The 14,489-nt window shown below is 43.3% G+C and carries 12 protein-coding genes and 1 tRNA gene; 10 read left to right on the top strand and 3 right to left on the bottom strand.

Annotated features, from left to right (window positions below; translation table 11 throughout):
- Positions 1–68: 68 nt before the first annotated feature.
- Entirely contained in the window at positions 69–1,301 is a 1,233-nt protein-coding gene (locus tag B5D55_RS02705; protein WP_078932457.1) for an LCP family protein, read from the top strand.
- Between the two features lie 56 nt (positions 1,302–1,357).
- On the top strand, positions 1,358–1,723 hold the full coding sequence (gene rsfS, locus B5D55_RS02700) for a ribosome silencing factor (RefSeq protein ID WP_078932456.1): 366 nt from the start codon (positions 1,358–1,360) through the stop codon (positions 1,721–1,723).
- Positions 1,724–1,729: 6 nt separating this feature from the next.
- Here the strand turns inward: rsfS and B5D55_RS02695 are convergent, their stop codons facing one another.
- Complete coding sequence (locus tag B5D55_RS02695) at positions 1,730–1,987, bottom strand: hypothetical protein (protein ID WP_078932455.1); 258 nt, start codon at positions 1,985–1,987, stop codon at positions 1,730–1,732.
- 185 nt (positions 1,988–2,172) lie between these two features.
- Here B5D55_RS02695 and ispE point away from each other — a divergent pair, with 185 nt between their 5' ends.
- The 8 genes from ispE (at position 2,173) to lepA (ending at position 11,193) form a co-directional block, all read left to right on the top strand.
- Positions 2,173–3,042: a 4-(cytidine 5'-diphospho)-2-C-methyl-D-erythritol kinase gene (gene ispE / locus B5D55_RS02690; RefSeq protein ID WP_078932454.1), complete on the top strand. Its 870-nt coding sequence runs from the start codon at positions 2,173–2,175 to the stop codon at positions 3,040–3,042.
- 39 nt (positions 3,043–3,081) lie between these two features.
- Positions 3,082–3,360: a septation regulator SpoVG gene (gene spoVG / locus B5D55_RS02685; RefSeq protein ID WP_078932453.1), complete on the top strand. Its 279-nt coding sequence runs from the start codon at positions 3,082–3,084 to the stop codon at positions 3,358–3,360.
- 21 nt (positions 3,361–3,381) lie between these two features.
- A tRNA-Gln gene (locus tag B5D55_RS02680) sits at positions 3,382–3,454 on the top strand.
- A gap of 40 nt (positions 3,455–3,494) precedes the next feature.
- Positions 3,495–4,046, top strand: coding sequence for a 50S ribosomal protein L25 (locus B5D55_RS02675; protein WP_078932452.1), 552 nt, complete (start codon positions 3,495–3,497; stop codon positions 4,044–4,046).
- A 128-nt stretch (positions 4,047–4,174) separates the two neighbouring features.
- Positions 4,175–5,554, top strand: coding sequence for a tRNA lysidine(34) synthetase TilS (tilS, locus tag B5D55_RS02670; RefSeq protein WP_078932451.1), 1,380 nt, complete (start codon positions 4,175–4,177; stop codon positions 5,552–5,554).
- A gap of 1 nt (position 5,555) precedes the next feature.
- Complete coding sequence (locus B5D55_RS02665; RefSeq protein ID WP_078932450.1) at positions 5,556–7,709, top strand: tetratricopeptide repeat protein; 2,154 nt, start codon at positions 5,556–5,558, stop codon at positions 7,707–7,709.
- A gap of 95 nt (positions 7,710–7,804) precedes the next feature.
- Positions 7,805–9,373, top strand: coding sequence for a S1C family serine protease (locus B5D55_RS02660; protein ID WP_234975360.1), 1,569 nt, complete (start codon positions 7,805–7,807; stop codon positions 9,371–9,373).
- A gap of 17 nt (positions 9,374–9,390) precedes the next feature.
- Positions 9,391–11,193, top strand: a complete 1,803-nt coding sequence (gene lepA, locus B5D55_RS02655) for a translation elongation factor 4 (RefSeq protein WP_078932448.1) — start codon at positions 9,391–9,393, stop codon at positions 11,191–11,193.
- Here the strand turns inward: lepA and B5D55_RS02650 are convergent.
- Together B5D55_RS02650 and B5D55_RS02645 are read right to left on the bottom strand one after the other, a co-directional pair.
- Positions 11,171–12,817, bottom strand: a complete 1,647-nt coding sequence (locus tag B5D55_RS02650; protein ID WP_078932447.1) for a 6-hydroxymethylpterin diphosphokinase MptE-like protein — start codon at positions 12,815–12,817, stop codon at positions 11,171–11,173. The genes lepA and B5D55_RS02650 overlap by 23 nt on opposite strands.
- Positions 12,818–12,841: 24 nt before the next feature.
- Positions 12,842–14,314: a peptidylprolyl isomerase gene (locus tag B5D55_RS02645; RefSeq protein ID WP_143593155.1), complete on the bottom strand. Its 1,473-nt coding sequence runs from the start codon at positions 14,312–14,314 to the stop codon at positions 12,842–12,844.
- Positions 14,315–14,489: the final 175 nt, after the last annotated feature.

Raw genomic sequence — 14,489 nt, 5'->3', positions numbered from 1 at the left:
GTGCCGTTGCACAGGAATCAGAGAAACTTCTGGAATCTTTACAGTAAGAAAATTTTGCAGGTGGGTGTATGAAAGGGCGTCATTTTAGGGATGAACAGAAAGGAGCGTTTTTCCTGATAGTTATTTTTCTGATTATCGTAACGGTAAGCGTGATACTTGCTGTTGCGCTCCGTACTGATGCCGTTGCAGAAAAAATTGCCAGTGACCAGGTCATAAGGCTTCTTCTTGTCATAGACGAAGGCGAAGGTAAGGAGAATAAGGCGCTTCTTTCAAGCGTTCTTGTTTACTATCCTGTTTCAAAAAAGGCGATGACTATAAACATTCCCGGTAATACGGGCGCCATTTACCAGAGTCTTGGTCGCGTAGACAGAATTGACGACGTATATACAGAGAAAGGAATTGATATTTATAAGAAAGAAATAGAAAAGCTTTTGGGAATACCGATTCCATTCTCTCTTGTCATAAAAATGGAAGATTTTATCAGGCTGACTGATATGCTCGGCGGACTCAGGGTATTCATTCCTGCTCCTGTTGATGTTGTGTCTTCTGAAGGAGAGAGGTGGCTTCTTCCGTCTGGTGCGGTAAACCTTGACGGAGACAAGATTTATATGTACCTGAAATACTGTTTTGAGGACGAAACAGATTCTGACGTGCAGGAACGCTATCAGAATGTCGTAACGTCATTTTTTACGACTTTGCACGATAAAAAAGCAATGGTGTTCAGGAAGCAGGTGTTCAGGGAATTTAACGGGATTTTTAATATGAATCTCAGTGATTCCAGTGATGTCTATACGCTGCTTTCGCTTATTGCAGATATGGATTCTGAGTCCATCGGACGGCAGACTGTTGCCGGAAAAATCAGGATTGTTGACGGTCAGCAGCTTCTGTTTCCGCTTAATAACGGCGAGTTCATAAAAGAAGCCGTTAAGCAGAGTACGAATATGCTTATTTCCAACAGCGGTGCTCTTGCAAGCCGTATCTACGTTCTTGAAATAAAAAACGGAACGACGGTGCAGGGACTTGCGCATAATACAGCAATTCTCTTTCAGAATGCCAGCTATGATGTTTTAAGTGCGGTTAATGCGGATTCAAATGATTATGAAAATACCGTAATTATTGACCACATCGGAAACAGGGAGATGGCAGCGATGGTCGGAGAATTTATCCGCTGTACGAATATTGTAGAGGAAGAGGTGGATTTCTCATCCGCGGATAATGATGCGTCTGCGAATGTAGATTTTACCATCATTCTTGGAAAAGATTTTGACGGAAGGTATGTCCGTCCGTCACGTACGGAGTAACTGCCGTATTGTGATGATATATGACTGTTTTATAAGAGATTATGGGAGTACATTGTATGAAAACAACAGAACAGAAAGCGTCTGAAATGGCGCTGCTTATTGAAGACGGAAAGGGAAAAGACGTTGTTGTTATAAATGTTTCGGAACTGAACAGCTGGACTGACTATTTTGTAATTGCAACTGTAACGAGTTCTGCACAGTGTCAGGGTCTTTGCAGGCAGATAAAAGACTACAGCAAGGATAATGACCTTCAGATTCATCTTACGAACAGAAAATCACCGGACGGAGAAGACTGGAATTTAATTGATCTTGGCTCTGTAGTAGTTCATTTGATGTCTGAGAATGCGCGGAATTTTTACGAACTTGAACGGTTGTGGCACGCCGGAGTTCAGGTGGATTTCCACAACGTTCAGCAGGATTAAGAGAGCCTATTCCTCATCGTCGAAGAAGGAGTCTTCCTCGTCGATGAGAGTGTCGTCGTTGTCGTAGTAAGAGGTGTATCCGTCCTCTGCTTCTACATCGTCGTAAGGTTCGTCAATGTCGTATTCGTCTCCGAACGCTTCTTCATAGCTTTCTGAATCTTCATCATAACTGTCAATGTCGTCGTCAGACATATCGTCGTTAAAATCTTCTTCATACTCGTCTTCAAATGAAAATGGTCCGAAGTTCTCTTCGTCAAATGACATAAAAGGCTCCTGTTGAAATAAAAGAAAATGGAATGTTTCAGATATTTTTCTCTCAGGAAAAAAATATAGATTACTCTACTGTTTACGTCAACTGTTTATAAATGATTTTTTACAAAATTGAATTTAATTGCTTTGAAAATCTATTTGTTTGACTTAACGCATAAAATCAGTATAATTAATTCAATATGTTGTCAGAAATCCATATAGCTGCGCCGGCAAAAATCAATCTCGGACTGAATGTTTTGCCGCGTCGGAAAGATGGTTTTCATAGTATCGAAAGTATTTTTCAGGCTGTAAGCCTAAAAGACGAGCTGTTTGTGGCTCTGGATGACGGTTTCGGGAAATGCAGCGTTTCTTGCGACGGACTTGTTCTGCCGGAAGAAAATACTGTTACGGCGGCATATAAGACGTTCGGTGCTGCAGCCGGTATTCAGCCGTTATCCGTGAGGGTTAAGCTGGTAAAAAAAATTCCGAGCGGCGGCGGATTGGGCGGCGGTTCTTCTGATGCTGCTTTTTTTGTCCGGGCGCTTGAAAAACTGCACGGCGTTACTTTAACGGAAGAACAGCTTGATTTTATTGCTGCCCAGGTCGGAAGCGACGTGTTCTTTTTCTTTCATTGCGATGATGACGGAACTGGCGCTGCTGTTGTTTCCGGTCGCGGTGAATTTGTAAGGAAAATACCTTGCCGCCCGGACTTGCATATTGTACTTGCATTTCCGGAAGTTCACAGTTCAACAAAAGAAGCATATTCTCTTGTTGATGCCTGGTTTGAAAGCGGCGAAGTAATAGAGCATCCTGTTTTGAGTGAGTTGGAATGTATGTATAATGCCCCGGTTTCTGACTGGCGCTTTAAAAATACGTTTACGATTCCTTTAACGGCGCAGTATCAGAAAATTGGTGCTGCACTGGAATGTGTCCGGCGGAGCGGGGCTTTGTATTCTGAAATGTCTGGATCCGGATCTACTGTGTTCGGTGTTTATGCTTCCAGAGCGGAGGCTGAAAATGCCGCGGGTTTTATGGATTGTGAAGGTTTGAAAAATACGGTTGTATGTTAAGCCTTTGAAAATAATCAACTCTAGTTACGGAGGAAGACTATGCAGATTACTGAGTTGCGTATTCGTAAAGTTGAGGATGAAGGTAAGCTTCGTGCTTACGTAACTGTAACATTTGACAATTGCTTTGTTGTTCATAATGTTAAAATCATCGAAGGACAAAATGGTCTTTTTATCGCTATGCCGAGCAGAAAAACTGCCAATGGTGAATATAAAGACGTGGCTCATCCTATCAGTCCAGAGTTCCGGAGTGAATTGCAGACAAAGATTATAGATGAGTATAATGCGGGTCATATAGAATCTGCCGGTTCTGAGGAATAGCAGGTTTTTGTGATATAAAATTGGGTCGTCGGCAAGCGGTAAGCCCCCGGCTTTTGGTGCCGGTATTCCACAGGTTCGAATCCTGTCGACCCAGATAAATCTTATTTTTATAGGATATAAGGAGCTTTTAGAAAATGAGCAAGCAGACGATCAATGCTAAAATTCGTACTGTATCTGGAAAGTCAGCTGCTAAAAAACTTCGAGAAGCAGGTAGTATCCCGGCAGTTATGTACAATGACAAGGGCGAAGCTACAATGCTTGAAGTTAATGCAGTTGAATTCAACAAAGTATGGCGTTCAATTACCGCTACTACTTCAATTGACCTTGTTGTTGACGGCAAAAAAATGCCGGCTCTGATTAAAGACACAGAGTACAACATCCGCACGGACAAAGTTCTTCACGCAGATTTCTTTGTTCCGGCAGAAGACGAAAAATTGAAGTTCAAGATGAAGGTTCAGTTCTCAGGCTCACCGGCTGGTGTTCTGAAAGGTGGTTTTATGCTCAGGCATATTCCTGAAGTTACAATCTTGAGTACGCTTAAAACTCTTCCGGAAAGAATTGTTGTTGACGTTACTGCGCTGAACATCGGCGATTCTTTCAGAGTAAAGGACTTGAAGCTTGATAAGGGTATTATAGTTCTTACTGACCCGGAAGCTCAGCTGGTAAGCATTTCACCTGCCCGCTAGTCTTTTGCATAATTTTTAAGATACTGCATCTTAAAAGAGAAATGGGGCTGCCTTGATAAAGTATGCGTTGTCGTTTTTGCGCAACGGTGTATTTTTGAGGTTGCCCCTTTCTTTTTTTATAAAAATGAATGAACAGTCTTTCTGAAACGTTTGAAAATCACATTCTTGATAACCTCAAAAAATGCGGCTGTGACATTGCGGAACTGAGCGCCCGCGGATTTTCTCTTGGGGCGGCTGTGTCCGGCGGTGCAGATTCCGTGTGCCTTCTTTTATGCCTTGCTGAATTATGCAGGAAATCAGGCTGTTCGCTAAAAGTAATTACTGTAAATCACAGAATTCGGAGCGAGGCAGAAAGTTCCGGAGATGCGCTGTTTGTAAGGGATTTATGCTGCCGCCTTTTGAATGACGGTTTTCCAGTTTCATTTTTTTTGTATGAACTGAAACCCGGTGAAGTGGGCGCTCTTTCGGAAAAGCGGAAAAACGGAATTGAAGAAGCCGCGCGTTTTTTGCGATACAAGGCATTTTCTGAATTTTCACTGAAAGAGAACGTTCCGTTTGTCTGCCTTGCGCATAATCAGAATGATCAGATTGAAACGCTTGTGATGCGTTTTTTGCAGGGAAGTGCAGGCACTTCAGGAATACGCCCTGTGCGCGGTGTTTTTATCCGTCCTCTTCTTGACGTTACAAGAGGGGAAATCGAGGCGTATCTTACGGAGCGCGGCGAATTCTGGCGGACTGACAGTACGAATTTCGACGAGCATTATATGCGGAACAGAATACGTCGTTCGGTAGTACCGTTTCTAGACGGAAAATTTCCCGGATGGAAGAAAAGCGTTCTTGGCGGAAGCGTTCGTGCGGAACTTGACGAAGATTTTTTTGAGAATGAATGTTCTAAAGTGGTGCCGCTGGAGGAAACGGAAAAATCAGTTTCGTTTGACAGGAACGCTTTTCAGAAAGTTCATCCGGCTGTGTCTTCCCGGGTTATTCTTCGTTCCGTTTCAAAAATATCACCGGGCATTCGCATTCCTTTTTATCTTGTTAAAAATATTCTTGATTTGCTTTGCGGCGGCAGTGAGTCCGGGTGCGTAGAATCGCACGGAGTTGTAATCTGCTTTGATAAATCGCGTGTTTATGTAAAAATCAAGGAATTTATAGCGACTGATTCCTGTTTTTTTGCTATAATAGAAAAAAGCGGTGATTTTCAGTTTCCGTTCGGAACTGTTTTTGTGCAATGTTCCGGAAAAACTGCTTCCGCAGCTTTTGAATCGGGCGCAGTTCTTGAGGACATTCCGGTTCCGTTCTGTATTCGAAGCAGGCAGGCTGATGACAGGGTAAAAACTGCATCCGGCGGAACAAAATCCGTTTCGGATGTGCTTTCGGACTGTCATATTCCTGCGGAACTTAAAGCTCAGGTTCCCGTAGTTCAGGAACTTGCGGCAGGAAATCAGGAAATCCGTGCTGTAGTTGCTTCCGTTTTTGGATATACGGATTGGATTGTGAGGACATAGAATGAAAAAAGTTTCAGTTTTTCTTGTGCTTCTGATTTGTTTTCCTCTTGCTGTTTTTGCAGCGTCTTCTGCTGGTGCTGCAAACAGAAAAACGGCAGTCAGATGCCTTAAGCTTGCGGAAAATTATCTTTCTTCCCGTGATTTTGAAAATGCTATGGTACAGGCGGAACTGGGACTTTCTTATGACGATACGGTTTCCGACTTATGGTATATAAAAGCAGCTGCAAAAAGCGGACTGGGCGCGCCGAGGGCAGAGGTGCTTCCGCTTGCGGTGAAGGCGCTGACTGAGGGTGAATGGGTTGATTACAACCGTGACGGCGCGCGTATTCTGTATGCAGATTTACTTTGCGATACGGGAGAAGGCGCGCAGGCAGTAGCCGTTCTTGATGCAAATCCTTTTATTTATTCTTCCGATGCGGAATTTATAAGGACAAAAGCGTATTATCGGATGCTGACGCCTGAAAGCATAGAAAAGGCCAGGAGCAAGGTAAATGCCGCGCGAAAAATCTACCCTGCCGATATGCGTTTTCCGCGCCTTTTTTTCACTTATGAATATATGCTTTCTTCACGCGCGGAATTTGCGGAAATTGCTTCCGGTACAAATGAAACGTCTGCCGCGCTTGTCCAGAAAATCGCAGATACTTTTATTGCAAAAATGCCGGAATATGATAATCCTGATGCGGAACTTGAAATATACGCGGCGCTGTTTGCCTCCGGTGAAAAACAGCTTCGTATGCTCAAGGCGTTTTCTGCGCACGGAATGGAACATCCGCTTTATGCAGTGGCTGCCTTGAAGACAGGGCTTATGACGCAGCAAGAGTCCTGGGATTATTTCTGTTCTTTTGCCGATACTTCAGTCCGTCTTGATTTGCTTGAGTCAATTCTTCCTTTGATAACTGATGAAATAACGGTTCAGTCCGTGCGCGAGCATCTGGAAGCATACGAGGGTGAACTGCTTGTTGATACAAACGGTGACGGAGAAACTGAACTTTCCATAAAATATATGCGCGGTCGTCCACATACGTTTTGCTGGGACGAAACTAGTGACGGCATTGTTGAATGGGCTGGAACTTGTGATTTTGGCGTGCCGGAGGTGATTTCGCTTACGGACGGAAATCTTGATGTTTTTTACGGAACGTATCCGGCTGTAGTAAAAGTTGTTTCAAAATTGCAGAAAAATGAAGGAAGGAATTTGCAGTTTACCATTCCAGACGAAGTGTTCTGCTGGTCGCCGTGTGAAATAAAACGTCTTGAGTCGGTACATTCACTTACAGGACTGGATTTTTTTGTCGTTTCTCCTGTCGTTCCGAATTCCCGGTTTGACGAAACGGCTCTTGTTTCTGCCTGCTCGTCCTACGAAATGCCGGGAACTGAACGTCCCGGTTCGCTCATCCGTTTTTCTGTCCTTGATGGTGCAGTTCAGTCAGCAGATTATTATGACGGAGATACGCTTTATGCCCGGTGTGAATTTGAAAACGGTTTTCCGCGCGTGCGTACTGTTGATAATGACGGCGACGGTATTTTTGAAACGACGGAAACGCTTGGGTTTGACCCTGAAAACACGATGAATGCTCCGGAAGAGGAGCAAAATCAGGTTATGGCAAATACGTTCGGACTTCCGTTTGCAGGCGGCGGACTTTACGTTAAGATGATTCAGATTGACCGTGATGGCGATACAATTCCTGATTTTTCGGAAGAATATCTTGCGGACGGCGGAAAAATAACGGCATGGGATTTTGACGGCGACGGAAATTGGGATGTCCGCTATAAAAAATATCCGCGTAAATCACAGGAAGAGCCGCTTGTTGAAGATTCACAGTTTTATCTTGAGCCGGAACATTCTCTTGTAACGGTAACGCTCTGGAACGGAGAGCCGGTAAAGGTGTCTTACGGGGAAGAAGAGTATTCTGTAACGCAGGGTGCAGGAAATTCGTTTTATTGGGTAGGGACTGCCGGCAATGCTGATGACGAATATTATGTAATGGAACATTTTGATATGTCTGCCCGTCAGGGAATTTCAGTCGTGCTGGAAAGCAATTCCTGCCGGATGATTGCCGTGCGGATTGGTGAAAACCTTTATGTTCACATTCTGCCGGAAATTAGCACGGAGGAATATGAGTCTGACGGTCTGACAGAAAATGAGTTTGCGGAATGAGATGTCGGCTGTCCGGTAAGGAATGTATATAAATGAATAAATCAGTAGTGTTGTTTTTTCTTTCAGTGTGTCTGTCCTGCGTGTTTTCTGGCTGTATGAGCATTAAGCAGCCGAAAGAAGTTTTTGCCCTTCCTGATTATACGGAGGATGACGTAAAGGAAAATGAGAAAAAACGAATAGAGCAGCTTTCAAAAGATACTCCTGTTCAGGCATTGTGGCGTGCGGTGCTTCTTGGGGATGAAGAAACTGTTTCCAGATACGAAGACAACCTGATTGAGCTTTTAAAAAAGGCTGTTGCAGAGGAAGATTATTACACTGCTTCAAATTATTACGGTTCTCTTTCTGCTGCCGGTTCAAAACGGCTTGGGGAAATCGGTCTTAATGCACGCCAGATTTTTTCAAAGTTTTATGCCGATATTCCGGGGCTTGTTCTGAACGATGAAAACAAGAAACTCCTTCCTAAGACGATGGTTGACTGCGTAAATGCTACCGTTACTATTTGGGTTGATAAGGGAATAAAAATTCAAAACGGTGCAGGCTATGCAGACCGCGTTATCGGTTCTGGTTTTTTTATTGACAGGCGCGGTTATATAGTAACAAATCATCACGTTATAAGCGATTTGGTTGACCCTAAGCACGAAGGATATACGCGGCTTTTTATAAAACTTGCCCGTGATTCGGAAACTCGCATTCCGGCAAAGGTTATCGGTTATGATTCCGTGCTTGATCTTGCGCTTTTAAAAGCAGAAATTGACCCTCCGTTTATTCTTGCGCTTGGTTCAAGTTCAGACCTTTCTATCGGCGAAAAAGTAAGCGCAATCGGAACGCCGCTGGGGCTTCACGGAACTATTACAAGCGGCATTATTTCCGCTGTTGACAGAAAGCTTTTTACTACAGGAAGCGTCCTTCAGATAGATGCCGCCGTCAATTCCGGTAATTCCGGCGGTCCTTGTATTGACCAGCAGATGCGTGTTCAGGCGATTGTCTTTGCAGGAATATTGCAGTATCAGGGGTTGAATTTTGCAATCCCTGTGGAATATCTGCGTCAGGATCTTCCGTTTTTATATCACGGCGGAAAGCGCAGTCATACCTGGATTGGCGCTTACGGACACACGATGCGCGAGGGACTTACGGAAACGGGTCTTGAGGTTCAGTATGTAATGCCGGGCGGAGTTGCAAACAGGGCAGGGCTTAAAAAAGGTGACGTGATAACGTTTGTAAACGGAAAGCGCATTTCTTCTCTTGAAAACTTACAGGATATTTTCAGGAATTACGTTCCGGAAAACATTCTGAAACTAGAATATTCTCGTGACAGTGAAAATTATTCTGCACTTGTTTATCTTGATGAACGTCCTGACCAGCCGGGCTACGAAATATACAGGAGTGATTTGCTTACCGGTTCGTTTATTCCGATTTTCGGTATGGGACTTTCATCAAGTTCTACAATGTCGTCACGAAAGTTTGTGATTGACGAGATAATAAAAGGTTCTGTCGCAGATGAATCAGGTTTTTCAGTTACAGACCCGGTTATGATTTTGGAAGTACGTTTTAATGAGGATAACAGCGCAATATCCGTCAACCTGAGTACGCGCAAAAAGAAAAAAGGCTATCTTGATATTACAATGGGAATCGGCACTTCGCTTGACAGTCCCTATTATTTTTAGGTAAAAAGGAAAGAATTATGGATATGAAATTCAAGCGCAATTTCTGTATCGTTGCGCACATTGACCACGGAAAATCAACTTTGTCTGACCGCTTGATTCAGAAATCGAATATTATTGACGAGCGGAAAATGAAAAATCAAATTCTTGACAATATGGACATTGAGCGCGAACGCGGCATTACCATAAAAAGTCAGGCTGTTACCATTCCGTATCACGCAAAGGACGGAAATGACTACGAACTTAATTTTGTAGATACGCCGGGACACGTCGATTTTTCTTACGAAGTTTCGCGCGCTATTGCTTCCTGCGAAGGTGCGCTGCTTCTTATTGATGCAAGTCAGGGTGTTGAAAGCCAGACCGTTAGCAATATGTATATGGCGCTTGAGCAGGATCTTACGATTGTTCCTGTAATCAACAAGATTGACCTTCCGTCTGCCGATATTCCAGCCGTCCGCGAGCAGATTACTAATGAACTTGGACTTGACGATTCGCAGACGCAGCTTGTGTCTGCAAAAACAGGCGAAGGCGTGGACGGACTTCTTGAGGCTGTCGTAAATTATTTTCCTGCTCCGCAAGGTGACGTAGATGCTCCTGCCCAGGCATTGATTTTTGACTGTCATTATGATCCGTACCGTGGCGTTGTAGTTCATGTACGCGTAAAGAACGGACGCATAAAAACAGGCGGAATAATCCGTATGATGAGCAGCGGAATTGATTATAAGGTTGAACAGATTGGTATATTCAAGATTGATTACGAGCCGACCGGCTGTCTTGAGGCTGGTGATGTAGGCTATATTATTGCCGGCATAAAGACTGTAAGCGACGTTCGCGTTGGTGATACGATTACAAATGCAGATAATCCTGCTGCCGAGCCGCTTGCAGGTTTTAAAGAAGTAAAGCCAGTCGTCTATTCTTCAATTTATCCGATGGATTCAAACGATTACGAGGAATTGAAGTCCAGTCTTGAAAAGCTTAAGCTCAATGATGCAAGCCTTGTCTATGAGAAAGACAATTCGATTGCGCTTGGAAACGGTTTCCGATGCGGATTTTTAGGACTTCTTCATCTGGAGATTATTCAGGAGCGCCTTGAGCGCGACTACGATCAGGCGATTATTTTTACTGCGCCGTCAGTCCGCTACCGCGTGCATTTAACGGACGGCTCTGAAACTTTTGTTGATAATCCGGCTGAATATCCGCAGGGAAGAATTCAAAGCGCGGAAGAACCTTATATAAAGGCATCGATTATAACTCCGGCAACGTATTTGGGGTCGTTGATGGAACTGTGCAAAATGAAACGTGGCGAGCAGACGAATATGACGTACCTTGATGAAAAACGAGTCGAACTTACTTACGAAATGCCGCTTGCAGAAGTTCTGTTTGATTTTTACGATAAATTAAAGAGTTTCAGCCGCGGTTATGCGTCGTTTGATTATGAGGTCATTGGATACCGTCCGACCCAGCTGGTAAAAGTTGATATTCTGCTTAATTCCAAGCCTGTTGACGCACTTTCTTTCCTTTCATTTAAGGATAATGCGACGGATCGTGCGCGAAAAGTCTGCGAGCGTCTGAAAGACGAAATTTCACGCCAGCAGTTTAAGGTTGCCATTCAGGGCGCAATCGGCGGACAGATAATTGCACGCGAAACAGTCAGCGCAGTTCGTAAAGACGTTCTTGCAAAATGTTACGGCGGCGACATCACCCGTAAACGAAAGCTTCTGGAAAAGCAGAAGGAAGGAAAAAAGCGTATGAAGATGTTTGGTGACGTTGAGCTGCCGCAGTCTGCGTTCCTTGCCGTTCTTAAAGACAACGAAGCTGATTAAACAGTTTTAGAAAATAGTCTGTTTCTGCCCGGATTCGCTTTAGAAATCCTATGTCAAGGCTGCTTGAAATTCCGTCAGGGAAGTGAAGGTATAAATATTCCCTGCATTCAAGCAGTTTTTTTATGCGCTCGTTGCGCGTCCTGCTGTCTTCATTCTGACCGTTTGAAAGAATGTCTTTCAGTTCTTCAAGCGCACTTATTTCATCACGGAAAAAACGTGATATTTTTTCATTTTCAGCATTTTTTTCCGGCGAAACAGGCTGTTTGCAGGAAAAACTGTTTTCATTACTTAGATGTTCGGAAACGGTAGTGAAATCTGCATTCGGAAGATTAAGCGGAAGTCCGCAGTTTCTCAAGTCAAACAGATTTCGGGCATTGCAGAAAAATTGCTTGAAAAGTTCTGCATATCCGTTCAGGGCGACTGTAGTAACAGTTTTTCTTCCGTTTATGTCTGAAACGGTGGATGTTCCGGCAGAAAATGCAGAGGCGTATGATTTTTTAGAATTAAGCCTGTTTAATTCAAGAAGGTTCTGTGCTGAAGGGAAAGTTTCTTTTGCGTGAGTTTTTCCCGGAGAAAAAGAAAAATCCAGTCCGGTGATATAGACCGGTACTTCGTTGCTTGCGCGCAGGCAAAGCGAAAGGTAAACTGCTGTAAGACCGACTGAGCCGAGCGGCGGAACGGCAGCAGGAAGGATGGAAGAAGCGGAAATCTGTTTTAAGAAATTTCTTTCGTCAAAAACAGTAGTGTAGAAGGCTGTTGATTTTCCGGCGGTAGATGCGGCTTCAGGGCAGGAAGAAAGGCTTGCGAACGCCCGGTCTGCATATTGCCTGCATCCTATGAATGCTTTTGAAATTGCAATCTGTGATTCTTCGCAGACAACTGCATCAACGTGTATGTTTTTTGCCTTGAAAGCACGAAGTGCTGCATCTACCGCTATAATATAGAATTTGCCGGAAACATTTTTTTCCGCCGAAAGTATGATTTCAAGGCTTTCTCCTGCTCCGCAGACAAGAATGGGTTTTGAAACGCTTTTAAATAATCCGTCAATTTTATAGTTCTCTTTTAAAGCGCTGATGTTCCTGAAAAAATTACGGGAATAGCGTTTTCCAAACTTTACAAGCGTAATGCGGTTTTTCCAGAACTGCGCTATTGATTTTTGCATTGCGCTGTAAAAAAACGTGTAGAACTTTTCGTTCAGAAAAGCACCGGCACTGAAGGCAATTCGCAGTACGCGCTTGAATTTTCCCCGAAAAGGCGAAGTCAGTCCGTTCAATAATGCCGGAAGTTCGTCAAGCTGCTCAGGGGAAAAAAGAATGCATTTTTTTTCTTTATTGTATTTTTCTGCGCAATTTATTTCTGTAAGGTAGAAAAGTTTTTCGTCACGCTCAACGGCAAAGATAAAGCAGTCTTCTGGCAGTTTTTCTGAAAGTTCGCCAAGTCCATAACCAAGACACGGTGACAGCGCCAGAATGAGCGTTCCCGGAAGAATTTTTAGGGACTGAACTGTCTGCAGAATGTTTTTCTGCGGATCATATTTTGAATAGAGAAGCCTGTCTTTGTATTTAACAGAAAAGCCCCGGCCGGTTTCTACCAGACAGGGCTTGTCATTATCATTTTCTGACAAATAATTCCTCGTACTATGCGGAGATTAGTTATTGGTCATAATATATTTGAAGAAAACTTCGCTAAGGTTGTTCTTCAGTTTAGGACTTGAAAGAAGCGCTGTCTGAGCTGCTGATGAATCATAATTTCTGATTTCGTCTGCAATAACATCAGAATCTGTCGGTTCTGTGTCTGCGGCTGTTTCATTTGCAAGCTGAAGGACAAGAATGTTTCTTCCGTTTACAACCGGTTTTGAGATTTCGCCTTTTGCAAGAGAGAACGCTGTCTTAAAGAACGTTTCGTTCGTGTTTGCTCCGGAAAGACCTTCAATGCTTGTATCAAGTTTGTCTGCAACGGAAACGCTGCCGTAATTCAACGGGAATGCAGGAACAACTGCCTTCTTTGCGTTGTACTTTTTGCAAGTAGCATCAAAATTTGCTGTTTTTGCATCAGCGGCAAATTTTTCTGCCTGGGATGTGTAATATTCCTCAATCCTGCTGAATTCGTTAGTCGTAATGTAGTTGTATACGGTCCTCAATGTTGATTCGTCATTGAAATCCGGTTCTGCAGCAGCAGAGTCTGCCCTGAAAATTGTGTAGCCGATACTTGTCTGTACCGGTGCACTGATTTCGTCTTTTGCAAGTGCGGCGATAGTTTTCAAATCATCAGGATTTTTTACGATGCTTTCAAGCTGGTAATGATACTGGCTTGTCATCTTGCCATTGGAATTTGAATATGATTTCTGTGAATATTCATTGACTGCATCTGCAAACGTGATTTTTTCTGAAGTAATGCTGTTTGCAACGCTCTGTGCTTTTGATTTGTCAGCACAGGTGATGACTGAGAAATCGTATTTTACGAATTTCTGAGAATTTTCTTTTCCATATGCTGCTTTTTCAGAATCCGGATATTCGTTCATATTGAATACTGCAAGGTTGAATGAACGTTTGCTGCTGTTTAAGTTCTGCATAAACGATGTTTCAGTTTCTGAGGTTTTCAGACCGTACAAAGTTTCCTTTCCGAAAGATGCAGCTCCGCCGAATGAATCTTCTGCAAAGCGTGCCGTTGTAAGGCTTGATTCAAAATTCTTTCTCAGGTCTGCAACAGCCTGCGGATCTGCAAGTTTGTACATTTTTGAAGAATACTTGCCTGTTTCGTCAGTAAAATACGGCATCATTGCGCGGTTTACTGCTGTCTGTGGAACTTTCCAGCCGCTTTTGTTTACGGCTTTTTTGTAAGCAAGCTGCGTTACAGTTGCGTTGAATGCATAGTTAAAAATGTAATAGTAATTAGAATTGTCGATTTCAATGTTCTGATTTTTGAAATAGTCTGCATAATTTGCAACGTAATTTGCAAAATCGCTGCCCTGTTCATATCTGATTTCCGTTCCGTCATACGAGCCGAACGGCGGCAGTCGTGTGCCGGTTCTTCCGCCTGAGAAAATCGGTACAAGAACAAAAATAAAAGCTGCAATCAAAAGAATGATGAGCGATCCAATAGTATAAAAACCTCGTTTCATTTTGAATCCTTTTTTTATAATGATAGAATAGTGAATTATTTTAACACGCGGATTATATACTGTCAATTATTCAGGAAAGGACTATCGTGTCCTCGTGATAATCTTACCCTAGTTAATTTGCAAATGAAAATCTTACCCCTTGTGAGAATATTTCGGGAGGGATTTGCAACTTAAC

The organism is Treponema porcinum (assembly GCF_900167145.1).
GTDB lineage: Bacteria > Spirochaetota > Spirochaetia > Treponematales > Treponemataceae > Treponema_D > Treponema_D porcinum.
The sequence above is the reverse complement of the archived record's forward strand: the minus strand, read 5'-3'. Positions and strand labels throughout refer to the sequence as shown.

What these genes read in the sequence shown, in the direction of transcription:
- B5D55_RS02695 (WP_078932455.1), bottom strand. Translation starts at nt 1,987, where the DNA reads ATGTCATTTGACGAAGAGAACTTCGGACCATTTTCATTTGAAGACGAG.
- ispE (WP_078932454.1), top strand. Translation starts at nt 2,173, where the DNA reads ATGTTGTCAGAAATCCATATAGCTGCGCCGGCAAAAATCAATCTCGGA.
- tilS (WP_078932451.1), top strand. Translation starts at nt 4,175, where the DNA reads ATGAACAGTCTTTCTGAAACGTTTGAAAATCACATTCTTGATAACCTC.
- rsfS (WP_078932456.1), top strand. Translation starts at nt 1,358, where the DNA reads ATGAAAACAACAGAACAGAAAGCGTCTGAAATGGCGCTGCTTATTGAA.
- B5D55_RS02660 (WP_234975360.1), top strand. Translation starts at nt 7,805, where the DNA reads ATGAGCATTAAGCAGCCGAAAGAAGTTTTTGCCCTTCCTGATTATACG.
- B5D55_RS02645 (WP_143593155.1), bottom strand. Translation starts at nt 14,314, where the DNA reads ATGAAACGAGGTTTTTATACTATTGGATCGCTCATCATTCTTTTGATT.
- lepA (WP_078932448.1), top strand. Translation starts at nt 9,391, where the DNA reads ATGGATATGAAATTCAAGCGCAATTTCTGTATCGTTGCGCACATTGAC.
- B5D55_RS02665 (WP_078932450.1), top strand. Translation starts at nt 5,556, where the DNA reads ATGAAAAAAGTTTCAGTTTTTCTTGTGCTTCTGATTTGTTTTCCTCTT.
- B5D55_RS02675 (WP_078932452.1), top strand. Translation starts at nt 3,495, where the DNA reads ATGAGCAAGCAGACGATCAATGCTAAAATTCGTACTGTATCTGGAAAG.
- B5D55_RS02705 (WP_078932457.1), top strand. Translation starts at nt 69, where the DNA reads ATGAAAGGGCGTCATTTTAGGGATGAACAGAAAGGAGCGTTTTTCCTG.
- spoVG (WP_078932453.1), top strand. Translation starts at nt 3,082, where the DNA reads ATGCAGATTACTGAGTTGCGTATTCGTAAAGTTGAGGATGAAGGTAAG.